The sequence below is a fragment of the Geodermatophilus saharensis genome, assembly GCF_900188205.1.
Classification (GTDB): Bacteria; Actinomycetota; Actinomycetes; order Mycobacteriales; family Geodermatophilaceae; genus Geodermatophilus; species Geodermatophilus saharensis.
In genome coordinates this window covers 604,086-627,450 of sequence record NZ_FZOH01000003.1, presented here as the reverse complement: position 1 = coordinate 627,450, position 23,365 = coordinate 604,086, and the positions used below count along the sequence as shown (strand labels likewise).

The 23,365-nt window shown below is 76.4% G+C and carries 19 protein-coding genes; 13 read left to right on the top strand and 6 right to left on the bottom strand.

Going from position 1 to position 23,365, the window contains the following annotated elements; all coding sequences use genetic code 11:
* Window positions 1-174: 174 nt before the first annotated feature.
* Entirely contained in the window at window positions 175-660 is a 486-nt protein-coding gene (locus tag CHC04_RS10885) for a DUF1579 family protein (protein WP_089403895.1), read from the bottom strand.
* Between the two features lie 105 nt (window positions 661-765).
* Entirely contained in the window at window positions 766-948 is a 183-nt protein-coding gene (locus CHC04_RS10880) for a hypothetical protein (RefSeq protein ID WP_089403894.1), read from the bottom strand.
* A gap of 382 nt (window positions 949-1,330) precedes the next feature.
* Here CHC04_RS10880 and CHC04_RS10870 point away from each other — a divergent pair, with 382 nt between their 5' ends.
* Window positions 1,331-3,517 (top strand): alpha-galactosidase, encoded by a 2,187-nt coding sequence (locus CHC04_RS10870; RefSeq protein WP_089403892.1) that lies wholly within the window; start codon window positions 1,331-1,333, stop codon window positions 3,515-3,517.
* 83 nt (window positions 3,518-3,600) lie between these two features.
* On the top strand, window positions 3,601-4,800 hold the full coding sequence (locus tag CHC04_RS10865) for an MFS transporter (protein WP_176449936.1): 1,200 nt from the start codon (window positions 3,601-3,603) through the stop codon (window positions 4,798-4,800).
* Window positions 4,801-4,858: 58 nt separating this feature from the next.
* Here the strand turns inward: CHC04_RS10865 and CHC04_RS10860 are convergent, their stop codons facing one another.
* A complete protein-coding gene (locus CHC04_RS10860) occupies window positions 4,859-6,778 on the bottom strand; it encodes a universal stress protein (RefSeq protein ID WP_141233758.1) in 1,920 nt (639 codons plus the stop codon).
* Between the two features lie 307 nt (window positions 6,779-7,085).
* Between CHC04_RS10860 and CHC04_RS10855 the strand changes: the two genes are divergently transcribed.
* From CHC04_RS10855 to CHC04_RS24100, 7 genes are all read left to right on the top strand, one after another.
* The gene (locus CHC04_RS10855) at window positions 7,086-7,517 is read left to right on the top strand and encodes a universal stress protein (RefSeq protein ID WP_089403889.1); all 432 of its coding nucleotides are present in this window, start codon (window positions 7,086-7,088) and stop codon (window positions 7,515-7,517) included.
* 305 nt (window positions 7,518-7,822) lie between these two features.
* Entirely contained in the window at window positions 7,823-8,845 is a 1,023-nt protein-coding gene (locus CHC04_RS10850) for a zinc-dependent alcohol dehydrogenase family protein (RefSeq protein ID WP_089403888.1), read from the top strand.
* A gap of 19 nt (window positions 8,846-8,864) precedes the next feature.
* Window positions 8,865-9,275: a (R)-mandelonitrile lyase gene (locus CHC04_RS10845; protein WP_089403887.1), complete on the top strand. Its 411-nt coding sequence runs from the start codon at window positions 8,865-8,867 to the stop codon at window positions 9,273-9,275.
* A 34-nt stretch (window positions 9,276-9,309) separates the two neighbouring features.
* Window positions 9,310-10,347: an NAD(P)-dependent alcohol dehydrogenase gene (locus CHC04_RS10840; RefSeq protein ID WP_089403886.1), complete on the top strand. Its 1,038-nt coding sequence runs from the start codon at window positions 9,310-9,312 to the stop codon at window positions 10,345-10,347.
* A gap of 255 nt (window positions 10,348-10,602) precedes the next feature.
* A complete protein-coding gene (locus CHC04_RS10835; protein WP_089403885.1) occupies window positions 10,603-11,997 on the top strand; it encodes a hemolysin family protein in 1,395 nt (464 codons plus the stop codon).
* A complete protein-coding gene (locus CHC04_RS10830; RefSeq protein ID WP_089403884.1) occupies window positions 11,994-13,019 on the top strand; it encodes a CNNM domain-containing protein in 1,026 nt (341 codons plus the stop codon). The genes CHC04_RS10835 and CHC04_RS10830 overlap by 4 nt, the downstream gene beginning before the upstream one ends.
* Window positions 13,020-13,157: 138 nt before the next feature.
* The gene (locus tag CHC04_RS24100) at window positions 13,158-13,802 is read left to right on the top strand and encodes a sensor histidine kinase (protein ID WP_089403883.1); all 645 of its coding nucleotides are present in this window, start codon (window positions 13,158-13,160) and stop codon (window positions 13,800-13,802) included.
* Window positions 13,803-13,830: 28 nt separating this feature from the next.
* Here CHC04_RS24100 and CHC04_RS10820 read toward each other — a convergent pair whose 3' ends face one another.
* Window positions 13,831-16,587: an ATP-binding protein gene (locus CHC04_RS10820; RefSeq protein ID WP_245817111.1), complete on the bottom strand. Its 2,757-nt coding sequence runs from the start codon at window positions 16,585-16,587 to the stop codon at window positions 13,831-13,833.
* 543 nt (window positions 16,588-17,130) lie between these two features.
* On the opposite strand from CHC04_RS10820, the gene CHC04_RS10815 reads away from it, so the two are divergent.
* The 4 genes from CHC04_RS10815 to serA all read left to right on the top strand — a co-directional run bounded on the left by CHC04_RS10815 (window position 17,131) and on the right by serA (window position 21,299).
* Window positions 17,131-17,919 (top strand): sigma-70 family RNA polymerase sigma factor, encoded by a 789-nt coding sequence (locus CHC04_RS10815; RefSeq protein WP_176449935.1) that lies wholly within the window; start codon window positions 17,131-17,133, stop codon window positions 17,917-17,919.
* An 86-nt stretch (window positions 17,920-18,005) separates the two neighbouring features.
* The gene (locus CHC04_RS10810) at window positions 18,006-18,920 is read left to right on the top strand and encodes a sensor histidine kinase (RefSeq protein WP_217897292.1); all 915 of its coding nucleotides are present in this window, start codon (window positions 18,006-18,008) and stop codon (window positions 18,918-18,920) included.
* A 105-nt stretch (window positions 18,921-19,025) separates the two neighbouring features.
* A complete protein-coding gene (locus tag CHC04_RS10805; protein WP_089403879.1) occupies window positions 19,026-19,871 on the top strand; it encodes an SDR family NAD(P)-dependent oxidoreductase in 846 nt (281 codons plus the stop codon).
* A 222-nt stretch (window positions 19,872-20,093) separates the two neighbouring features.
* Window positions 20,094-21,299, top strand: coding sequence for a phosphoglycerate dehydrogenase (gene serA, locus CHC04_RS10800; protein ID WP_089403878.1), 1,206 nt, complete (start codon window positions 20,094-20,096; stop codon window positions 21,297-21,299).
* A 9-nt stretch (window positions 21,300-21,308) separates the two neighbouring features.
* Here the strand turns inward: serA and CHC04_RS10795 are convergent, their stop codons facing one another.
* Both CHC04_RS10795 and CHC04_RS10790 read right to left on the bottom strand, forming a co-directional pair.
* On the bottom strand, window positions 21,309-22,010 hold the full coding sequence (locus CHC04_RS10795) for an NRDE family protein (protein WP_245817110.1): 702 nt from the start codon (window positions 22,008-22,010) through the stop codon (window positions 21,309-21,311).
* A gap of 41 nt (window positions 22,011-22,051) precedes the next feature.
* Window positions 22,052-23,326, bottom strand: a complete 1,275-nt coding sequence (locus CHC04_RS10790; RefSeq protein WP_089403877.1) for a HupE/UreJ family protein — start codon at window positions 23,324-23,326, stop codon at window positions 22,052-22,054.
* Between the last annotated feature and the right edge of the window lie 39 nt (window positions 23,327-23,365).

Here is a 23,365-nt window from a genome sequence, read left to right as displayed (position 1 = left end):
CGTCGTCCAGCGAGCCGGGGGTGCCGCGGATGGTGGTGGATCGGGCGTACATGCCACCCTCATCCCGGACGGCGGCGACGCGCCTGCGGCATCGCCGCTCTGCCGAGGGTCCTCCCTCACGGGCGCCGGACGACGGGCCTCCGCGCGGCGGGCCGTCGCCGCGACGCGGCGCGCTCAGCCGCCGTCGTCGACGCGGGTCTCGGTGGCCCGGTAGCCGCCGCCGGGCCACTCCCAGCGGCCGTCGACGGTGCCGGCGGCGCGGTCGATCGTGCCGCGGAAGCGCGCGGGGGAGTCCTTCGACCCGTGCCAGACGGTGAGCTCGTCGCCCTCGACCTGCCAGATGTACTCCAGCGCGAAGGAGCAGTACGGGCCGGGGCCCTCGGTGCTGAAGGACATCGAGCGCAGCGTCTGCTGCGCGTGGTCGTAGCCGATGTACTCGGCCCCCTCGCGCTCGTCCCCGTCGATCCTCATCTGCTGCACGAGGAAGTGCCCGCCCTCGAGCCAGCGCCGGGTCACCGTGCCGGTGAAGGGTGCGCCGCCGTCGAGGTCGGTGCCCTCCAGCCGCCACGTGCCGGCCAGCACGTCGAGGTCGCGCAGCCTCGGGTGCGGCTCGGGGGTCCGGGGTCCGCTGGTCCGGTCGGCGCTGCCGGGCTCGGTCATGACGGGGTCCTCTCGAGAGGGACGCCGGCGGTGCGTCCACCACTGAGACCCCCGCGTCGGGCGGGAGTCATCGCCGCACCGTCGTCCTCCCCGGGGCGGAGGCCGCTACGCCTGGACGAGCTCGTCCGTCGTCTGCACGACCGTCAGCTCCACCCGGTTCTCGGCGCTCGCCCGCAGGCGGGGCACGACGTCGGGGGTCCCGGCATACCACGGCGGGTTGTGGGAGGTGCCGTGGTGGACGGGGACGAGCTGCCCGGCTCCCAGCACGACCGCCTGCTCGGGGGACATGATGACGGGCTGCCCGCTGGGGGTGACCCCGGGGAGTCCACGGTGGCCGCGTCGACGGACAGGGAGATCCGGGCGCTGGACGTCCTCCTGGAAGGACGTCGAGCGGCGGCGTCCCCGGCGCCGAGCGCGTCCAGCCCGCGGGCCCGGCGGAGCAGGTCGGCCGATGGAGGGCCCGCGTCCACCACGGCCGGGCGGTCTGCCAGGATCTCCGGCGCGATCGCGATGGGTCACCCCGGCGTGACCCGCAGAGCCGTCAGGTGACCGGCCACGTCGCGTCCCCCGAGCTCCGGAGCACACCCTGACCGACACGTTCCGCACCCCACCGGCGCCGACGCCGCCCACCGCCTCCGAGGCGGCGACCGAGCGCCAGAGCACCGACCCGGTGCCCGCCGGGTCGCCCGGCGGCGGCCGGCTGGTCCACTGGCGGGCCGCCGGGGTCAGCGTGGTGCTGGCCACCGGCCCGGTGGGCGGGCTGCTGCCCTCGATCGTCCACTGGGGCCCGGACCTCGGGGAGCTGGGGGACGACGACCTGGCCGCCCTGGACGTGGCCGCGACGCCGTCGGTGGGGGACCACCCGACCGACGTGGTGGTCCGGCTGACCCCGCTGCCCGAGCACGCCCGCGGCTGGGTCGGCCGGCCGGGGCTGGAGGGTTCGCGGGCCGGCCGCGACTGGTCCCCGGTCCTGCGACTGCGGTCCCAGGAGATCACCGACCCCGGTGCGGGCACCGCCCGCCTCGTGGCCACCGCCGACGACCCGGTCGCCGGCCTGGAGGCGCTGCTCGAGCTCGAGCTCACCCCCTCCGGCCTGCTGCGCGCCCGCGCGCGGGTCACCAACACCGCCGACGACGCCGCGGAGCCCTACCGCCTCGACGCCCTGCGCCTGGTGCTGCCGGTGCCGCCGCGGGCCGTCGAGCTGCTGGACTTCACCGGCCGGCACACGATGGAGCGGGTGCCGCAGCGCACGCCGTTCGCCGCCGGGCTGCACTCCCGCGAGGTGCGCACCGGCCGCACCGGGCTGGACGCGGTGCACCTGCTCTGCGCCGGCACGGCCGGGTTCTCCTCCCGCTCCGGGGAGGTGTGGGCGGTGCACCTGGGCTGGTCGGGCAACCAGGCGCACTACGCCGAGCGGCTGCACAACGGCGCGCGCGTGCTCGGTGCCGGTGAGCTGCTGCTGTCCGGGGAGGTGGAGCTGCCCCCGGGCGCCTCCTACACCTCCCCGTGGCTGTACGCCTCCCACGGCCAGGGTCTGGACGCGGTCGCGGGCCGCTTCCACACCTGGCTGCGCGCCCGCCCCACCCACCCGGCCCGCCCACGGCCGGTGACGCTGAACACCTGGGAGGCGGTGTACTTCGACCACGACCTCGGCCGGCTGACCGGGCTGGCCGAGACCGCCGCCCGGCTCGGGATCGAACGGTTCGTCCTCGACGACGGCTGGTTCGGCTCCCGCCGCGACGACACCTCCGGGCTGGGGGACTGGCGGGTGTCGGCCGACGTCTGGCCCGACGGCCTGCACCCCCTGGTCGACCGGGTGCACGAGCTCGGCATGGAGTTCGGCCTGTGGGTGGAGCCGGAGATGGTCAACCTCGACTCCGAGCTGGCCCGGGCGCACCCGGAGTGGCTGTTCAGCGCCGGCGGGCGGGTCGGCGACCCCTCCCGCAACCAGCACGTGCTCGACCTGGCCCACCCCGGCGCCTACGAGCACGTCCGCAGCCACCTGCAGGCGCTGCTCGACGAGTACGACATCGCCTACCTCAAGTGGGACCACAACCGGTACCTCGTCGACGCCGGGCACACCCCGCACGGGGAGCCGGGGGTGCACGCCCAGACCCTGGCCACCTACCGGCTGCTCGACGAGCTGCGGGCGGCCAACCCGGGCCTGGAGATCGAGTCCTGCGCCTCCGGCGGGGGACGGGTCGACCTGGGCATCCTGCAGCGCACCGACCGGGTGTGGGCCTCGGACACCAACGACGCGCTCGAGCGGCAGGGCATCCAGCGCTGGACCGGGCTGCTGCTGCCGCCGGAGCTGGTCGGCACGCACGTCGGCCCGCCGCGCTCGCACACCACCGGCCGCACCCACGACCTGTCCTTCCGCGCGGGCACCGCGCTGTGGGGGCACATGGGCGTCGAGTGGGACCTCGCCGACGTCCCCGACGGCGAGCTGGAGGAGCTGGCCGCCTGGATCGCGCTGCACAAGCAGCTGCGCCCGCTGCTGCACCGCGGCACCGTCGTCGACGGCGACCACCCCGACCCGCAGGTGCAGGTGCACGGCGTCGTCGCGCCCGACCGCGGCGACGCCCTGTACGCGCTCGTCGCCGTCGGCCGCTCGGTCACCTGGCCACCAGGCCCCGCGCGCCTGCCCGGCCTGGACCCCGACCGCCGCTACCGCGTGCGCCTGCAGCCCCCGGGCGTCGACACCGGCGGCGCCTGGCCCGGCCTGCCGCCCTGGTGCGCCGGGGAGGACGGCGTCGTCCTCACCGGCCGCACCCTCGCCCTCGCCGGGCTGCAGGTCCCGCCGGTGCACCCCGAGCACCTGCTGCTGGTCCGGGCCACCGCCGTCCAGGACGGCTGAGGTCGGCACCGGCGGCTCCGGGGTGGTGGACTCGGCGGGTCGGACGGGCACGCTGCGGTGTCCGGGGCGGGGGAGGGGGCGTCGTGCAGGTGCGGCCGCGCGGGCTCGTCCTGCTCGTGGCGCTCGCCTCCGCCGTCGCCCAGGCCTTCGGCCGGTTCTCCTACGCGCTGCTGCTGCCGGCGATCAACCGCGACCTGCTGGGCTCCTACGCCGTGGCGGGGCTGGTCGCCACGGCCAACGTCACCGCCTACCTCCTCGGGACCGTGGCCGTCAGCGCGCTGTCCCGGAGGGCGCGGCCGGCCGCGATGATCCAGGCCGGGCTGGCCTGCAGCGCGACCGGCCTCGCGCTGCTCACCCGGGCCGGCGGCGTCGGGGGGCTGGTCGTCGGGCTGACGCTGACCGGCGTGGGCGGTGCCTTCATCTGGGTGCCGGCCCCCGGCCTCGCCGGCTCGGTGGTCCGCCCGTCGCGCCGAGGCGCGGCCATCGGCGTCGCCGGGTCGGGCATCGGCGGCGGCATCGTGTTCGCCAGCGCCCTGACCTGGACCCTGCAGGCCCGCGGCGGCGACGCCTCCTGGCGGACGGTCTACCTGGTCGAGGCGGCGATCGCGGTGGCCGCGCTCGTCCTGTGCCTGCTGCTGCTCCGCCCGGCGCAGCACCGCGACGACGACGCGCCGGTCCGCACCGCCGCGCTGCGCCGGGTCCCCGGCTGGATCGGCCTGACCGGCGGCTACGCCGCCTACGGCCTGGCCTACTCCGTCTACACCAGCTACCTGGTGACCGCGCTGGAGGACGACGCCGGCTTCTCGGCCGGCCACGCGTCGGCGGTCTACACCCTGGTCGGCGTCGGCCTGGTCGCCGGCGGGGTGGTGCTCGGGCCGCTGTCGGACCGCTGGGGCCGCGGCGCCTCGCTGGTCGGCGGCTACCTGGCGATGGCCGGCGCCATCCTGCTCGTGCCGCTGGGCCGCGAGCCCCTGGCCTCGGTGTCGGCCCTGGTGTTCGGGCTGACGATGTCCGGGCTGCCCGCGGTCATCGCCGCCCGCCTGTCGGACTTCCTCACCCCCCGGGAGTTCGCCGGCGCCTTCGGCCGCTGCACCCTGGCCTTCGGCCTGGCCCAGCTGTGCGGGCCCCCGCTCGGTGGCGCCCTCGCCGAGGGGACGGGCGGTTTCCTCGTCCCCTTCCTCCTCGCCGGGCTCGTCGCGGCGGCCGGTGCCGCCCTCAGCGTCGACGTCCTGCGCGCTCCGGCCGCGGGCGCGCCGGGGCCGGGACGGGGTCGCGCCGGCTGACCGCCCGACCACGGCGGGGCGGGCCCGGGTCAGGTGACCCCGGGCCCGCCCCGGCCGCTCACCGGCCCGGTCGCGGACCTGCCGCGTCCCCTCCCGCGACCGGGCCGGCGCGGTCGGCGGCCGCCTCCGGCGCGGACGCGAACAGCCGCTCCTCGTCCAGCGCCGACGTCTGCACGACCAGGACGTCGCAGACGGCGTTGCGCACGACGCCGGCGGGCACCGACCCCAGCATCTGCCCCTCGCTGGCGCCCAGCCCGCGGTTGCCGACGACGATGAGGTTCGCCGGGTTGTTGCCGACCGTGTCGAGCAGGGCCTGCGCCGGGTCGCCGGCGACCAGCCGCTGCTCGATGAACCGGGCGCGCTCGCGGGTCAGACCGGTGACCGACCTGCCCAGCGCCTCCCGGGCGGCGTCGGCGCCGTGGATGTCGCGGTGCACCTTCCCGCCCGGGGTCGAGGCGGCATCCGGTGTGCCGTCGCGGTAGGCCGTGACGACGACCAGCCGCGCCTGGGCGGCCTGGGCCACCTCGGCGGCGCGGTCGACGGCGTACAGGCTCGTCGGCGTGCCGTCGGACCCGACCACGACCCGGTCGTAGACGGTGATGCTGCGCTTGCTGCCCAGCGGCACGATCGGGGACTCGTCGGCCTCGTCGGGCGGGTTGACCCACAGCATCGCCACCGCGCCGATGGCGAGCAGGATGCCGGCGAGCCGGATCGCGTTGGCGCCGCTGCCGCCGAGCAGGTTCGTGAAGATCCAGCCGAACGTCACCGTCTGGATGAGCATCGGCACGACGATCATCATGTTGAGGATCCCCATGTAGACCCCGGTGCGGTTGGCCGGGACCATGCTGGCGACCATCAGGTACGGGATGCCGACCGCGCTGGCCCAGAAGACGCCGAGCCCGATCATCGGGATCAGCGCGACGTACTGGTTGTCGATCTGGGCCAGCCAGATCAGCGAGGCCGCGGCCAGACCCAGGGCCACCGCGTGCACCCGCTTGGCGCCGATCCGGCGGGCGAACCCGACCAGGAACAGGGCGGAGACCATGGTGACGAAGTTGTAGCCGGCGTTCTGCAGGCCGCTCCAGGCGATGGCGTCGTCCCAGGCGCGCCCGCCCTCCTCCGGCGTGGCACCGAAGACGGTCTCACCGAGACTGACCGCCAGGAACTGCCAGTAGATGAACATGGCGTACCACTGGAAGAGGAACACCACGCCGATCTTGTGCATGGCGACCGGCATGACCCGGACGGCGTCGGCGATCTCGCGGACCGCGTGGTGCAGGCCCTTGGGCGCCGAACGGATCTCGGCGAGTTCCTCGTCGGAGGGAGTCAGTTCCTTCGTGCGCGCCATCGCGGTCAGGACCGTCAGCAGGATGCAGAACGTGCCGATGAGGAAGCAGACGTACATCCAGTAGGGCACGCCGTTCCCGGCGGTCTCCTGCAGTGCCGACACCTTCTGCAGGATGAACAGCGACAGGTTCGCCAGCACCGCGCCGGCCCCGGTGAACATGCTCTGCGTCAGGAAACCCCGCGCCAGCTGCGACTTCGGCAGCCGGTCGGAGATCAGCGCCCGATAGGGCTCCATCGAGGTGTTGTTGCCGGCGTCCAGGAGCCAGAAGCAGATGACCGCCAGCCACAGCACCCCGACGAACGGGAACGCGGCCAGGATGATCGCGCAGAGGATCGCGCCACCGATCACGAACGGGCGACGGCGCCCCCAGCGGGGACTCCAGGTGCGGTCGCTGATCGCCCCGATCAGCGGTTGGATGACCAGCCCGGTCACCGGTCCGGCGAGGTTGAGGATCGGCAGCTGCTGGGGCGTCGCCCCGATCAGCAGGAAGAGCGGGTTCACCGCCGACTGCGTGAGGCCGAAACTGAACTGAACCCCGAAGAACCCGAGGTTCATCATCAGGATGGCGCTGCCCGACATCAGCGGTTTGCGCTCGACCTGCTCGGTACCCGCGGAAACGGACTCTGACATCGTGGCGGTCATGGCGACCCCTTCGGCCGACGCGGTCCCGGTCAGATCAGCGCCGCGACGCTAAGCCCGCCGTGGAGGGGCCGCAACACGAGTGCCACCGTTCTCGGGAATGCCTGTTCAGCCCTAGCGAGCAGCATCCGAGTCCATCACGGATCCGGTTGTGCGGGCAACGAAATGGCGATCGTGAACGCTGGCGCCACCATTTCCGGCCGTTCCTCGACTCGACGGGCCGGGCACCGTGTAATAGCGTTCCGCGCGGACACGTGCAATCAGCGCCGGTGCGTCGACACGCGAAGAGGAGACGACCGTGGGTGTGTGGAAGTCCATCGTGGTCGGCGTCGACGGGTCACCCGGGAGCCGCAAGGCGCTGACCTGGGCCGCCGCGGAGGCCGCCGACCACGGGGCGGACCTGGTCGTCGTCAACGTGTGGGAGCACACGCTGCTGCCACCGGCGGGCAGCGTCAGCGTCTCGGAGCACTACGTGCCCGACCCGAGCCAGCGCACCGCCGAGGACCTCGTGCAGGTCATCAAGGAGGAGCTCGGCGAGGACCCGCCGGTGCTGGTCCACCCGCACGTCAAGCAGGGCCGGCCGGCCAAGACGCTCATCGACCAGTCCGCCAACGCCGACCTGCTCGTGGTCGGCAAGCGCGGTCACGGCGGCTTCGCCGGCCTGGTGCTCGGGTCGGTCAGCCAGCACGTCGTCGCCTACGCCCGGTGTCCGGTGACCGTCGTCCACTGAGGGTCCTCCAGTGAGGCGCGACGGGCGGGTCAGGACGCGTCGGCAGCGGTCCCGCGTGCCCGCGGCGCGGTAGCGCGGCCCGACCCCCTCGCGGGGCGACCCGACCCGCGGCGGTCGCGGATCCGGTGCGGTCGTCCACGTCCCGACGGTGGCGCGACCGGCCGCCGGAGGGAGGTCGAGGTTCTCCCCCCGACGAGCTCGACCCCCCGCGCCCGCCGGGAACGGGGTTCCGTGGGGTGCAGCCACCCGACGACCCCGACCCCGGACGCCCCGGGACCCGAACAGCCACAGAGGGAGAGACCGCCATGCGAGGAACGCTGCTGTACGCCCCCGGCGACGTCCGCGTCGAGGAGCGCGAGGTGCCCCGGATCGAGCAGCCCACCGACGCCGTCATCCGGCTGGCCGCCGCCTGCGTCTGCGGCTCGGACCTGTGGCCCTACCGCGGCATCGAGGCCGTCGACGGCCCCACCCCGATGGGCCACGAGTACGTCGGCGTCGTCGAGGAGGTCGGCAGCGAGGTCCGCGACATCCGGCCCGGCCAGTTCGTCGTCGGCTCCTTCTTCGCCTCCGACAACACCTGCGAGATCTGCCGGGCCGGCTACCAGACCCACTGCGTCAACCGGCAGCCCGGCGCCGCCACCGGCGCGCAGTCCGAGTACGCCCGCATCCCGCTGGCCGACGGCACGCTCGTCGCCACGCCCGGCACGCCGCCGGACGACCTCGTCCCCGGCCTGCTCGCCGCCTCCGACGTGCTGGGCACCGGCTGGTTCGCCGCCGTCGCCGCCGAGGCCGGGCCGGGCACGACCGTCGCCGTGGTCGGCGACGGCGCCGTCGGCCTGCTCGGTGTCCTCGCCGCCCGGCAGCTCGGCGCGGAGCGGGTCATCGCCTTCAGCCGGCACGCCGACCGGCAGGCCCTGGCCCGGGAGTTCGGCGCCACCGACATCGTCACCGAGCGCGGCGCCGAGGGCGTCGCGGCGGTCAAGGAGCTCACCGGCGGGCTGGGTGCGCACTCGGTCATCGAGGCCGTCGGCACCCAGGAGTCGATGATGCAGGCCATCCACGCCACCCGGCCCGGCGGCCACGTCGGCTACGTCGGCGTCAGCCACGACGTCTCGCTGCCCGGGGAGGCGCTGTTCTCCTCCGGCGTGCACCTGCACGGCGGTCCGGCGCCCGTCCGGCGCTTCCTGCCCGAGCTCATCGACCTCATCTGGAACCGGACCATCGACCCGGGGCGGGTCTTCGACCTGGAGCTGCCGCTGGAGCAGGCCGCCGAGGGCTACCGGGCGATGGACGAGCGGCGCGCCATCAAGACCCTGCTCCGCCCCTGACCCCCGGGGGGACGACACCGTGCAGATCACCCGCAGCTCCCTCGACACCGCCAAGGGCCCGGCCGACTGGTTCACCGGCGACGTGTACGTCGACGCCGTCGCCGCCGCGCCGGACCCGTCGCGGGTCAGCGCCGACCTGGTGCACTCCACGCCGGGCGCGCGCACCCACGGGCACCGCCACCCGCTGAGCCAGACCGTGTTCGTCACCGAGGGCGTGGGCCCGTGCCAGCGCCGCGGCGGCCCGGTCGAGGTCATCCGCCCGGGCGACCGCGTGCTCTTCGAGGCCGACGAGGAACACTGGCACGGCGCCGCGCCGACCCGGCTCATGGTCCACCTGGCCATCAACGAGGGCGACGCCGACCACGCCGTCGTCCACTGGCTCGCCCCCGTCACCGACGACGAGTACCTCGCCACCCCGGCGACCGCCTGACCCCGCACCCGCCGAACAGAGGAGATCCACCCCCGTGCGCGTGACCGCCTACGCCGCCCCCGCCGCCGGCGAGCCGCTGGCCCCCACCACCGTCGAGCGCCGCGAGGTCGGGCCCGGCGACGTCCTGATCCGCATCGAGTACGCCGGCATCTGCCACTCCGACATCCACACCGTCAACGGCGACTGGGGCCCGCAGCCCTTCCCCGTCGTCCCCGGCCACGAGATCGTCGGCACCGTCACCGAGGTCGGCAGCGACGTCACCCGGCACCGGGTCGGCGACCGCGTCGGCGTCGGCTGCATGGTGAACTCGTGCGGGCGGTGCGCCACCTGCCGCAGCGGCGACGAGCAGTTCTGCCTGGACGGCACGGTGTTCACCTACGCCTCGCCCGACCGCGACGGCACCACGACGCAGGGCGGCTACTCCACCCACGTCGTCGTCGACGCCCGCTTCGCCCTGTCCGTCCCCGAGGGCCTCGACCCCGCCGCCGCCACGCCGCTGCTGTGCGCGGGCATCACCACCTACGTCCCGCTGCGCCGGTGGGGCGCCGGCCCGGGCACGCGGGTCGCCGTCGTCGGGCTCGGCGGGCTCGGCCACGTGGCGGTGAAGATCGCCCACGCCCTCGGGGCCGAGGTCACCGTGCTGTCGCAGTCGCTGAAGAAGCAGGAGGACGCCCTGCGGCTCGGCGCCGACTCCTACTTCGCGACCTCCGACCCGGACACCTTCGCCCGGCTGGCCGGCCGGTTCGACCTGATCGTCAACACCGTCAGCGCCGACATCGACGTCGACGCCCACGTGCGGCTGCTCGCCGTCGACGGCACCCTGGTCAGCGTCGGCGTCGCGCCCAGCCCGATCAGCGTCGACGGCGGGCTGCTGTCCCAGCGGCGCTCGGTGGCCGGCTCGATGATCGGCGGCATCGCCCAGACGCAGGAGATGCTCGACTTCTGCGCCGAGCACGGCATCACCGCCGACGTCGAGGTCATCCCGGCCGACCGGGTCAACGAGGCCTACGAGCGGGTGCTGGCCTCCGACGTCCGCTACCGCTTCGTCATCGACGCCACGACGATCGGCTGACGGCCGGGCCGGGGCGGGGAGTTCCTTCGACCCTGGTGCCCCCGGCGGCCGCCGCGGGACCGTCGCCGTGGCCAGGGAACCGCCGGGCCGCCGTCCGGGCGCTCTGCCCCGCCACCGGAACGCCGGCGGCGGCCCCGCCGTTCTGCTGGGGGCGCCACCGGTGCGCCCCTCAGCCCCGTCGTCGAAGAGAGCCATGAGTCCGTACCACAGTCCCCAGGCCACGTCCCCCGACCGCGGTGAGGGGGTGCGTGGCCGGTGACGGAGGTGCTCTCGCTGCTCCTGGGCGTCCTGGTGGTCCTCGGGATCACCGCTGTGACGGGGTACTTCGTGGCCCAGGAGTTCGCCTACATGGCGGTCGACCGCTCGACCCTCGGCGCCCGCGCCGAGGCCGGCGACACGGCGGCCGCCCGGGCCCTGCGGGTGACCCGGCGGACGTCGTTCATGCTCTCGGGCGCCCAGCTGGGCATCACCGTCACCGGGCTGCTGGTCGGCTACGTCGCCGAGCCGCTGATCGGGGAGTCCCTCGGCGCGCTGCTCGGCGGCGTGGGGGTCCCGACGGCGGTCGGCCTGGGCGTCGGCGCGGTCCTGGCGCTGCTGTTCTCCACGCTGGTGCAGATGCTCTTCGGCGAGCTGTTCCCGAAGAACCTCGCCATCGCCCGGCCCGAGCCCGTGGCCCGCTGGCTGGCCGCCTCCACGACGGTGTACCTGCGGGTGTTCGGCTGGCTGATCCAGGTGTTCGACCGGGCGTCGAACCTGCTGCTGCGGGTGCTGCGGATCGAGCCGGTGCACGACGTCGAGCACGCGGCCACCGCGCGCGACCTCGAGCACATCGTCGAGGAGTCCCGGGAGAGCGGTGACCTGCCGGCGGAGCTGTCGGTGATGGTCGACCGCATCCTCGACTTCCCCACCCGGGACGTCGAGCACGCGATGATCCCGCGACCGCGGGTGGGCACCGTCGCCGCCACCGACACCCTGGGCCACCTGCGGGAACTGATGGCCACCGGTCACTCCCGCTACCCGGTGCTGGAGGAGGGCACCGGCGACGTGCTCGGCGTCGTGCACCTGGCCGACCTGCTGACCACCACCGAGCCGGACTCCGCGCCGGTGACCGCGATCGCCCGCCCCTGCCTGGTGGTGCCGACCCTCGCGTCGCTGCCGGACGTGCTGCGCCTGCTGGGCGAGACCAGGAACCAGCTCGCCTGCGCCGTCGACGAGTACGGCGGCTTCGCCGGCGTCGTCACGCTGGAGGACCTCGCCGAGGAGCTGGTCGGGGAGATCACCGACGAGCACGACGCCGACGTCGACCCCGGGTACGTGCCGGTGGCCGGGGACGGCGTCTGGGAGATGGCCGGGGACGTGCACGTCGACGAGGTCGAGCGCGCGCTCGGCGTCGACCTGCCCCGCGGGCACTACGAGACGATCGCCGGGCTGGTCATCGCCGCGCACGGCGACCTGCCCGAGCCCGGCACCGCGCTGACCGTCGAGCTGCCGCCCGACCCCGGCGACCTCATCCACGACGACCGGCCCGCGCCCCGGCACCTCGACGTCGAGGTGCTCGCCGTGGAGCGGCACGTGCCCTCCCGGGTGCGCCTGGAGCTCCCCGCCCGCACCGACGACGTCACCGCAGCCGCCGAGGGGACCTCCCGATGAGCGACAGCCCGTGGGTCGTCGTCCCCGCCACCGTGGGCATCGTCGCGCTGTCGGCGTTCTTCGTGGCCGTGGAGTTCGCCGCGCTGGCCGCCAAGCGGCACCGGCTGGAGGAGGCCGCCCCCACCAGCCGCTCGGCGCGGGCGGCGCTGCGCAACTCCTCGGAGCTGACCCTGCTGCTCGCCGGCTCCCAGCTGGGCATCACCGCGGCCACCCTCGCCCTCGGCGCCATCAGCAAGCCGGCGGTGCACCACTGGCTGACCCCGCTGTTCGAGACCTGGGGGCTGCCGGCGGTGGCCGCCGACGTCGCCGGGTTCGTCCTCGCGCTGCTGGTGGTGACCTTCCTCCACCTGGTGGTCGGGGAGATGGCCCCCAAGTCGTGGGCCATCGCCCACCCGGAGCGCTCGGCCACCCTGCTCGCCGCGCCGATGCGCGCGTTCATGGCGGTGTTCCGCCCGCTGCTGCGCGCCCTCAACGCCGCGGCCAACGCGCTGGTCCGGCGGGTCGGCGTGCAGCCGGCCGACGAGCTCGCCGTCGGGCACAGCCCCGACGCGCTGCGCCACCTGGTGGAGCACTCGGCCAACGTCGGGGCCCTGGACGCGAGCTTCTCCGCGCAGATCTCCGGCGCGCTGGACCTCGAGCGGCTCACCGTCCGGGAGCTGCTGGGCCCGGCGTCCCGCCCCAGCGGGGTCCGGGCCGCGGCGACCGCCGGCGAGGTGCGGGCGGCGACCCGCGCCTCGGGGCACCTGCGCATCCTGCTCGGCGCGGTGCCGGGGGAGGAGGTCACCGGGGTGGTGCACGTCCGCGACACCCTCACCGCACCCGACGACGCGCCCGCGGCGCCCCTCGCCCGGCCGGTGTTCTCCCTCGGCGCCGACACCACCGTCCACGCCGCGCTCCGGGCGATGCGGGAGACCCGCAACCACCTCGCGCTGGTCACCGACGGCGACGCGGTCGTCGGCGTCGTCACGCTGGCCGACGTGCTGCACCGGCTCTTCCCGCAGCAGGCGGCCACCGCCGGCTGACCGGTCACGACGGCGGCGCGCCACGCCGACGGCGGAACCCGATCCGCGGTCCCGGCCGTTTCCCGGGTGTCACCGCCGGGAGCACGGGCCGCGGACCCGCGCCCGCCGTCGGACCGACCACCACGGATCGGAGTTCCCATGCTCGTCGGCCAGGACGCCCTCGCCGACCTCGACCCCCTCGAGGTCCGGGACGACCACGACGCCCTCGTCCGCGAGGCCGCGCTGGTGCACGCCCGGGCCCGGGCCGCCGAGCACCTCGTCCGCGAGGACCCGGCGGCCGCGGTGCGGGCGCTGCGCGGCCTGACCCGCTCCAGCGGCGCGGTCTACGACGCGCTGCGCGCCGGCGTGCTCCCGGAGCCGGCCGGGGACGACGCCGGTGCCCTCGCCGGCCCGGTGGCGCTGGCGGACCTGCTCGGCGGCTTCCGCGCCTCCGGGGGAGCGGTGCGGTTCACCGCGACCGGCCCGGAGGGGCGGCTGTCCCCGGAGGGCGAGGCGGCGGTGCGGTCGCTGCTGGGGGAGGTGCTGCGGTCCGCGGGCGCGGCGGCGTCGCTGTCGGTGTCGCTGACCTGGTCGGCGACCCACCTGGACCTGCTCGTGGTGCTCGACCCGCCGCGCGGCGGGCGCGCTGCCCCGCCGGCCCCGGTGACCGCCGGGGACCTGGCGCGCTGCCGGGAGCCGGTGCGCCGCGCCGGGGGCTCGCTGCGGGTGGAGATCCCGGAGTCGGGTGGCTCGGTGGTGGCCGCTGCCCTCCCGGTGGCCGCCCCGGCGGTCGCCGGGACCTGACCGGGACCCGGCCGGCCCCGGCGACGGGCTAACCGGGCGGCGGCGGACCCTCCGGGAGGTGCCGCCGCAGCTGCCGGCGGTCGGTGACCCCGAGCTTCTCGAACACCTTGCGCAGGTGCCACTCCACGGTGCGGCGGCTGAGGTGGACCGCGGTGCCGATCTCGCGGTTGGTGAGGCCCGCGGCGGCGAGGCGGGCGATGCGCTCCTCCTGGCCGGTGAGCCGCCACGGGCCCGTCGCGGAGCGCGCCCGCACCGACTCCCCGGTGGCCAGGAGCTCTTGGCGGGCGCGCTCGGCGAAGGCCCCGGCGCCCATCGCCGACAGCGCCTCGTGCGCCGCCCGCAGCTGCACCCGGGCGTCGACGCGGCGGCCCTCCCGCCGCAGCCACTCCCCGTGGAGCAGCCGCGTCCGGGCCAGCTCCAGCTGGACCGGGGTGCGGGTGAGCCGGTCGACCGCCTCGCGGTACAGCGCGTCGGCGTCCTCGCCCCGGGACAGCAGGGCCTGCCGGCCGGCCGCCACCCCGAGCGCCCACTCCGTGCCGCTGGCCCGGGTCGCCGCGGCGAGGGACTCGAACGCCGCGGCCGCCGCCCGGGGATCCCCGCTGCGCACCCCCGCCTCGACCAGCTCCGCCAGCGCCCACCGCGACGGGCCGAGCCCACCGGGGTCCGCGGCCGCCTCGGCCGCGCGGCGCGCGTCGCCGTACCGGCCCAGGCCGTTGGCCAGCACGGCGCGGGCCCACTGCACGGTGCTGACCGCGTGGCCCTCGCCGTGGGCGAGGGCGTCGGCCAGGCAGCTCCGCAGCACCGGCTCGGCCTGGTCGGGGTCCCCCCGGACGGCGAGCAGGCCCGCCTCCGCGGAGGACGCGCGGGCGATCCCCGCTCCCTCGGTCACCGACCGGGCCTCCGCCACCAGGGACGCGGCACCCGCGAGGTCCCCGGCGCACACCCGTGCCAGCGCCCGGGCCTCCAGCGCCGACGGGAGCACGCCGAGTGCCCCGGCCTCCCGTGCCGCCGCCAGGTGCCGCCGGGTGAGTGCGTCCCAGCCGGTGGGGTCCCACAGCGACGCCGCCGTCACCGCCGCCAGCCGGACCGGTCCGGCCGCCTCGTCCACGGGCAGCTCCCCGGTGAGGAAGCCCCGCACGGCCCGCTGCAGGAGCGGTGCCGCCGCCGGGTCGCCGTCGGTGAACAGCACGGCGAGCCCCTCGAGCAGGGCGTCCTCCCGGCCCGGTCCGGCGGGCAGCGGCGTGCCGCGCACGGCCTCGGCGACCCGCCGCGTCGCGGGACCGGCGGCCGTCCGCCCGCGGGACACCGCCGCGCGGAACGCGTCGAGGTGGGCGTCCCGGGCCAGCCGCGGGTCGAGCGTCGCCCAGCGGCGGGCCACGGCCAGCAGCTGGGACAGTGCCTCGTCGGTGCGGTCCGCCGCGAGGGAGATCCGCCCGCGCAGCAGCTCGGCGCGGCCCCGTTCGGCCTCGGGGAGGGGCTGCTCCCCGACGCCGACCACCAGCGCCGCGGCGTCGTCGAACGCGCCCGCCGCCACCTTGGCTCGCGCGGCCTGCAGGCCGCGGCGGGTCCGCCGGACGGGATCGGCGGTCAGCTGGGCGGCCTTCTCGAGGAAGGCGGCCGCCGCGGCGGGCCCGCCGGAGGTGAGTGCCCGGCCGGCGGAGCGCTCGAGCTGCGCGGCGACGTCCTCGTCGGGTCCGGTGGCGGCACGGGAGAGGTGCCACGCCCGCCGGTCGGGATCCGCCTCGGGGTCGGTGGCCTCACCGAGCGCGCGGTGGACGGCCCGCCGCTGCGCCGGTGCCGCCGAGCGGTAGACCGCGGACCGCGCGAGCGGGTGCCGGAACCGCACCCGGTGGTGCAGCGTCACCAGGCCCGAGGCCTCCGCGGCTCCCGCCGCCCCGGGCCCGATGCCGAGCCTCCCGGCGGCGCGCCACAGCAGGGCGAGGTCACCGGTCGGCTCGGCGGCCGCCGTCAGCAGCAGCCGCCGGGTCGGCTCGGGCAGGGGTGCCACCTGGCGCAGGACCTCTCCTTCCAGACGGCGGTCCAGGGGGCCGGTCACGGCCGTGGCGCCGCCGAACGCCAGCTCGGTCGGCGACAGGCCGCGCGAGAGCTCCAGCAGCGCCAGCGGGTTGCCGCGGCTCTCGACCAGGATGCGGTCGCGGACGCGCGGGTCGAGCCGGCCGGTCGCGGTGGAGTGCAGCAGCGCCGCGGCGTCGCCGTCGGCCAGCCCGCGCAGGCGCAGCGACGGCAGTCCCGTCAGCCGCGGCTCCTCGTCGGTGTCGCGGACGGCCAGGACCACGGCGACCGGCCCGGTGGGAAGCCGGCGGCAGACGAACTCCAGCGTGCGGGCGGAGGGGCGGTCCATCTCCTGGACGTCGTCGACGAGGCAGACCAGCGGCCGCTCGGCCGCCACCGCGGCCAGCAGGGACAGCACCGCCAGTCCCAGCACGAACCGGTCCGGAGCGCCGCCGGGCCGCAGCCCGAACGCGGTGTGCAGCGCCTCCCGCTGGGGAGGCGGCAGCGCGTCCCCCCGGTCGAGCAGGGGACCGCACAGCTGGTGCAGGCCGGCGAAGGCCAGCTCCCGTTCCGACTCGACACCGGCCGCGCGGCGGACCCGGCAGCCTCCCGCGCGCTCGGCGACGAACGCGAGCAGGGCGGTCCTGCCGATCCCGGCCTCGCCGCGGAGCACCAGGACCTGGCTGCGGCCGGCCTCCGCCGCGGCGACCAGACCGCTCAGCCGCTCGCACTCGGCTCGCCGGCCCACGAGCCGGGGCGCCGTTCCGGACACGCGCACGCTCCACCGCCTGGGGTCCTCAGCAGGGCGCGCGGGCCCTCGGGGAGGGGCCATCGGCGCCGGGGAACGGGCACGCGCGCGGGACCGGACGGCGGCCGTCGCGACCGCGGGGAGGCCGGGTGCGTGCCGGGGAGAGCCACGGGTGCGCACCGGCCCGTGGGGGACCGACGTCCGGGGTGGTCGACGCCACCGGGGGATCCGCCGGGATGCTGGGTGCTCCGCCCCCGGGGACTCCGGGAGGGCGGGAGAGGGGAGCGCTGCGCCGCGGTCGACGGATCGCGTCGCGGTGCACTGCAGGGATCGCTCGGGTCGGTTCCGAGGTGGGTCCTCGCCCACGGCGGTCAGCTCGTGACCATGTCGACCTCCTGCCGCTGGGGGTGCACGGACTCTCCAGTAAGCCGCCGCGGGGCGCAGCCAAGGGGTTCCCGACCGGTTCCGGCTGGGTCGGGATGCGTGCGACGATCCCCGGGCCCGGCGAGCGAGGGGGTGGAGGATGGTCCGACGGCCGGGACGCGTGCGGCCGGACCGTCCGTCGCGGTGACGTCCGCGGCGCGGCTCACCCCGCTGCAGGAGCGCGACCTCGTGATCGCCGCCGAGGCCGGGGACCGCCGGGCGTGTGCCGACCTGGTCGACGCGTTCCTCCCCGAGATCGCCGGACTGGCCAACGCCTACCGGCACACCCCCGGGGTCGAGCGGCGCGAGCTGCTGCAGGAGGGCGTCGCCGGGCTGCTCTTCGCCGCCCGCCGCTTCGACCCCGCGCTGGAGACGCCCTTCTGGGCCTACGCGTCGTTCTGGGTGCGCAAGGCCATGCAGGAGCTCGTCGCCGAGCTCAGCCGCCCCGTCGCGCTGTCCGACCGCGCCGTGCGCGGCCTCGCCGCGGTGCGGGCGGCCCGCGCCGACCACCTGCGCGAGCACGGCGTCGAGCCGACCCCCGACCAGCTCAGCGGCTCGACCGGACTGCGCCGGCAGCAGGTCGAGCAGCTGCAGGCGGCCGAGCGCAGCCCCCGCAGCCTCGAGGAGCGCCTCGGCCGCGGCGACGAGCCCGGGGCCACCGTGGCCGACCAGCTCCCCGACCCCCGCGCCGAGCTGGCCTTCGACGTCGTCCTCGACGACATCGAGATCCGGGAGGTGCACGCGCTCGCCGAGCGGCTCGACGAGCGCGAGCGGTACGTCATCCGCGCCCACTACGGCCTGGGCGAGCCCGCGCGGAGCCTGCGCGAGATCGGCGCCAGCCTCGGCGTCACGGCGGAGCGGGCCCGGCAGATCGAGGCGGGCGGGCTGGGCAAGCTGCGGGCGTCCCTCACCCGGTCGGCCCGGGTCCGCTGAGACGGTCCGCTGAGAACGGGCTTGCGACCGGGAGCCGGCGGCTTACTGGAGACGTCGTCACGGGGGACCGGGGAGGGGCGGTGGCCATGGGGTCGGCCGGATCGGCGTTGCGCCACGACGCGTTCGTCTACGACGACGAGGAGTCCTTCCTCGCGCTGTCGCTACCCTTCCTGCGGGAGGGGCTGGAGGCCGGGGAGGGCGCGGTCGTCGCCCACACCCGCCGCGGGCTGGCCGCGGTGCGCGACGCGCTGGGCCCGGACGCGGAGTCGGTGACCTTCGTCGACGTCGGCGCCGCCTACACGCGCCCGGCCAGGACGCTGGCCGCCTACCACGCCGTCTACGCCGACGAGCTGGGGAGGGTGCCCTCGCTGCGCGCGGTGGCCGACGTCCAGGTCGGCCCCGACCCGGGGGACCGGGCGGTGTGGACGGCGTACGAGGCGGCCTTCAACCGCTCCTTCGCGCACCTGCCGGCGTGGGTGCTGTGCACCTACGACACCGGTGCGGTGCCCGAGGAGGTCTGCGAGGACGTGTGGCGGACGCACCCGCAGGTCGTCACCGGCGGCACCTGGCAGGCCAGTGACCGGTTCGACGACGTCGACGCCCTGGTGCGCGCCCTCGCCGCTGCCCCCGACCCGCCGGCGCGGCTGCGGCCGGTGCCCGCCGGCCGCGACGCCGAGGAGTTCCGCGAGCACCTGGCCCGGGAGCTGGCCGCCGAGGGGGTGCCCCCCGCCCGGGCCCTGGACGCGCTGCTCGCCGCGACGGAGGTGTACGCCAACGCCGTGCGGCACGGGGGCGGGGTGCGCACCGTGCGCGCCGGACGCGCCGGCGGGCGGTTCGTGTGCGAGGTCGTCGACCGGGGACCGGGCTTCGACGACCCGCTGGCGGGCTACCTGGCGCCCCGGCCGGGGGTCGGGGCCGGCCTGTGGGTCGCCCGCCAGCTCACCTGGCAGATCGACTTCGCCCGGGCGGCCGACGGCTTCACCGCCCGGATCGTGCTCTGAGGGCGCAGCCCGCCCCCGGGTCCGGTGCACTGGTCCCGGCCCCGGCACCCGAGCCCGGGAGCGACACCGGCGCGGCGGCGGCCGCCGCCGGGGACGCTCCCCGCCATGACAGACCGCAGCCCCTCCACCTGGTTCGTCACCGGCGCCTCCTCCGGGATCGGGCTGGCGCTCGCCCGGGCCACGGCCGGCCGCGGCGACCGGGTCGCCGCCCTGGCGCGCGACGTGTCGGTGCTCGCCCCGCTCGCCGACCAGCACGACGACCGTGTGCTCGCCCTCCGCGCCGACGTCCGCCGGCCGGCCGAGGTCGACGCCGCCGTCGCCCGCGCCATGGAGGTCTTCGGCCGCCTCGACGTGGTGGCCGACAACGCCGGCTACGGGCTGTTCGGCGCGGTGGAGGAGTCGACCGACGAGCAGGCGCGCGCCGTCTTCGACACCAACGTCTTCGGGCTGCTGCACGTGCTGCGGGCGACCCTGCCGGTGCTGCGCGCCCAGCGCGGCGGGCACGTGCTGCAGGGCTCGTCCTACTACGGGCGGGTGGCGCACGCCGGGGTCGGGCTGCTGGCCGCCACCAAGTACGCGGTGGAGGGCCTGACCGAGGCCCTCGTCGGGGAGGTCGAGCCGCTGGGGATCCGGGTGACCCTGGTCGAGCCCGGCCCCACCGCGACGGCGTTCGGGGCCAACCTGCAGGTCGCCGCCACCATCGGCGACTACGACCCGACGGTGCGCGAGGTGCAGCGGGCGATCGCCGCGCTGCCGCCGGAGGCCTCCAACGGGCCCGACCGCGTCGCCGCGGCGATCCTGACCGCCGTCGACCCCGACCGCCCGCCGCGGCGGCTGGTGACCGGCAGCTACGCGGTGCAGGAGATCCGCGCCGCGCTGCAGGCCCAGCTCGACGAGCTCGAGGCCTGGTCCGGGACCGCCGCCGCCGTCGACGGCGCCGCCGCGGCGTGACGCCCGCGCGGCGGGCGCGACGGACGCACCCGGAGGGCGGCGGGCCGGGAGGCCCGCCCTCCGGTGCAGGCAACTGGTCTGCCGACCGGCCCGGGCCCCGGCCCGTGCCGGGGACGCCCGGGGCACCCCCGTCGGGGCAGGGCCGGGGTGGCGGGTCCCGGGGCGCCGCCGGGCGCTGGGAGACTCGTCGGCGACGTGCACGACGAGAGGGACGGGTCCGACATGCCGAGAGCGCTGCTGCTGGAGAACATCGACCCGGTGGCGGTGGAGCTGCTGTCCGCGGCCGGCTACGAGGTGGAGTCGCTGCGGGGAGCGCTCGACGAGGCGGACCTGACCGCCGCGCTCGACGGCGTGGACCTGCTGGGCATCCGGTCCAAGACGCAGGTGACCGCGAAGGTGCTGGAGAGCCGCCCGGAGCTGGCGGCGGTGGGCGCCTTCTGCATCGGCACCAACCAGATCGACCTGCCCGCGGCGGCCGCGGCCGGTGTGGCGGTGTTCAACGCGCCGTACTCCAACACCCGCAGCGTCGTCGAGCTGGCCATCGCGGAGATCATCAGCCTGGCCCGGCGGCTGACCGACCGGGACCGCGCGCTGCACGACGGGGTCTGGGACAAGTCGGCGGCCGGCAGCCACGAGATCCGCGGGCGGACCCTGGGCATCGTCGGCTACGGCAACATCGGCAGCCAGCTGTCGGTGCTCGCCGAGGCCCTGGGCATGCGGGTGCTGTTCTACGACCTCGAGGACAAGCTGGCGCTGGGCAACGCCGAGGCCTGCGGCAGCCTCGAGGAGCTGCTGGAGCGGGCCGAGACCGTCACGCTGCACGTCGACGGCCGGGCCGGCAACGCCGGGATGTTCGGCGCCGAGCAGTTCGCCCGGATGCGCCGGCGCAGCCTGTTCCTCAACCTCTCCCGCGGCTTCGTCGTCGACCACGAGGCGCTGCGCGAGCACGTCCTGAGCGGGCACATCGCCGGCGCCGCCGTCGACGTGTTCCCCGACGAGCCGCGCGAGCAGGGCGACGCGTTCGACTCGGTGCTGCGGGGGCTGCCCAACGTCATCCTCACCCCCCACGTGGGCGGGTCGACCCAGGAGGCCCAGTACGACATCGGGCGGTTCGTCGCCGGCAAGCTGGCCGACTACAGCCGCACCGGGACGACGACGCTGAGCGTCAACCTGCCCGCGGTGGCCCTCCACGGGTCCTCGGCGGCCCGGTTCGCGCTGCTGCACCGCAACGTGCCCGGCGTGCTCGCCGCCGTCGACGCCCTGGTCGGTGAGCACGGCCTGAACGTGGACGGGCAGGTGCTGGCCACCCGCGGCGAGTTCGGCTACGTGGTCACCGACGTCAGCGCCGTGCTGCCGGAGGAGCTGCTGGCGCAGCTGCGCGCCCTGCCGGCGACCGTCCGCCTGACGACGTTCCCCCCGCTGCCCTGATCCGGGGGTTCAGCGTCCCCGCGTGGTCGCGAGGTCGGTGACCTGCCACGACCCGGCGGTCCAGGGGCGGCGGCTGAACTCCAGGCGCAACGCGCCCGGGCGGGCCTCGAGCAGCTGACCGCACACGGTCGCGAAGACCATCCCGTCCTCCTCGTGGCGGACCACCAGCGCGCCGGGGTCGTCCTGGGGCGGTGCGCTCTGCACCAGTGCGCGCCAGCCGTCCGGGGCGTCCGCGGCGGTGAAGGCGGGCAGGTGCCGGTCGGCCTTGCGGTCCTCCGGGCCGCCGGAGGTGATCATCGTCGTCCCCTCGGCGTGCGCGGTCGTGGTGAGGGACTCGCCGTCGAAGTCCCAGGTGGTGAGCCCGTCCGGGGCGGCCAGCACGAGCCGGAAGCTCGCCATCCCCTCCAGCTGCGCCTGCGCGAGCCAGTCCGGGCCGTGCGTCACCCCGAGCAGCGGCAGCACGCCGCGGCTGGCCGCGCCCGGCTCGGCGGTCGGCTTCTGCGGGCGGTTGAGCACCAGGGCGCTGACGCCGGTGCCCACGTCGGTGGCGCACCAGGTGCCGCCGGCGGCGGAGTCCCGCCCGCCGACGACGTCGGGCAGCTCGGGCCACCAGCGGCCCGGGTCGTCGAACCCGCGCGTCGTCAGCTCGTCGCGCAGCGCCAGGACGCGGACCGGACGGCCCGCGGACCAGCGCACGACCACGGTGCACACGCGGCCGATGCTGCCAGGGGTCGGGCGTCCCCGCCCCGGCGTCACCTGGTGGCGGGGACGGGGGGCTCGGCCGGCACGCCGCCGACCGCCGGCCGGGACGGGACGCGGCGGTCGGCGAGCCAGCAGCAGACCGCCACCAGGGCCAGGCCGGCGACTCCGGTCCAGGGACGGGCGATGACCGCCTCCTCCGCCCCGGCCAGCGGGTCGGCCAGCACGCCGAGGCGGTCCAGCGCCCAGCCGAGGGCCGCGACGAGGGCGACGGCCGCGCCGGCCAGGCGCACCGCGGGGTACCAGCGGGTCCGCGACGCCAGGTACAGCGACGGGAACACCAGCGCGACGGTGAGCAGCTGGGCCAGCTCGACGCCGACGTTGAACGCGAGCAGCGCGGGAACCGACGCCGTGCCGCCGAGGCCGAGGTCGGTGAGGATCCCGGCGAAGGCCAGCCCGTGCACGAGGCCGAAGCCGCCGGCGAGCAGCACCTCCCCGCCGCGGGCGAGCGGGCGGGCGGCGTGCACCGCCGCCGCCCCCACCGAGACGGCGACGAGCACCTCGACCGGCGCGGCCGGCACCGACACCCAGCCGAGCGCCGAGGCCATCAGCGTCAGCGAGTGGCCCACGGTGAACGCCGTGACGACAGCGAGGACCCGTCGCAGCGTCGGGACCGGCCCCTCGCGCCGCCGCCATCGCCCGGCGACCACGACGACGGGTGCCACCAGCAGCAGGGTGAGCAGGAACAGCAGGTGGTCGGCGCCGGCGAGCACGTGGTGCAGGCCGTACCCCACCATGTCGGTGATCCCGGTGGCGGCCACGTCGCCGACCTGCAGGCTGGCGTCGGCGGCGGTCAGGACGCCGGCGGTGGAGATGTCCCCGGCGGCGTCGGTGAGCACGACGACGGCCTCGTGCGTGGGGTCGGCCTCGATGCCCCCGTCGTAGGCGAGCGTGAACGCCGACGGGTCGGCGCCGCCGGGGTCCAGGGTCACCTCCACGCCGATCGAGTCGATGCCCTCGACGGACTCCCGGACGACGCCGGTGTACGTCTCGGCCCACGCCCTGCCGTCGGCGCCGGTGACGGTCAGGTGATCGTCGAGGTAGGCGACGACGGCGTCGGCGGAGGAGGAGCCGGTGTCGGTGCCCAGCGCCCGGTCGAGCGTCGCCGTCGCGACGCTGACGGTGACGTCGACGGAGTCCTCGCCGACCCGCACCGACAGCGTGCTGCTGTGGAGGCTGTGCGCGCTCGCGGGCGTCGGGGTGAGCAGCACCAGGCCGCCGGCGAGGGCGGAACCGGCGGCGAGCCGGCGGGGGAGGGGGGAGGGCATGGCGCCCGACCGTGCCGACCGTTCCTGGGAGGTCCCCGG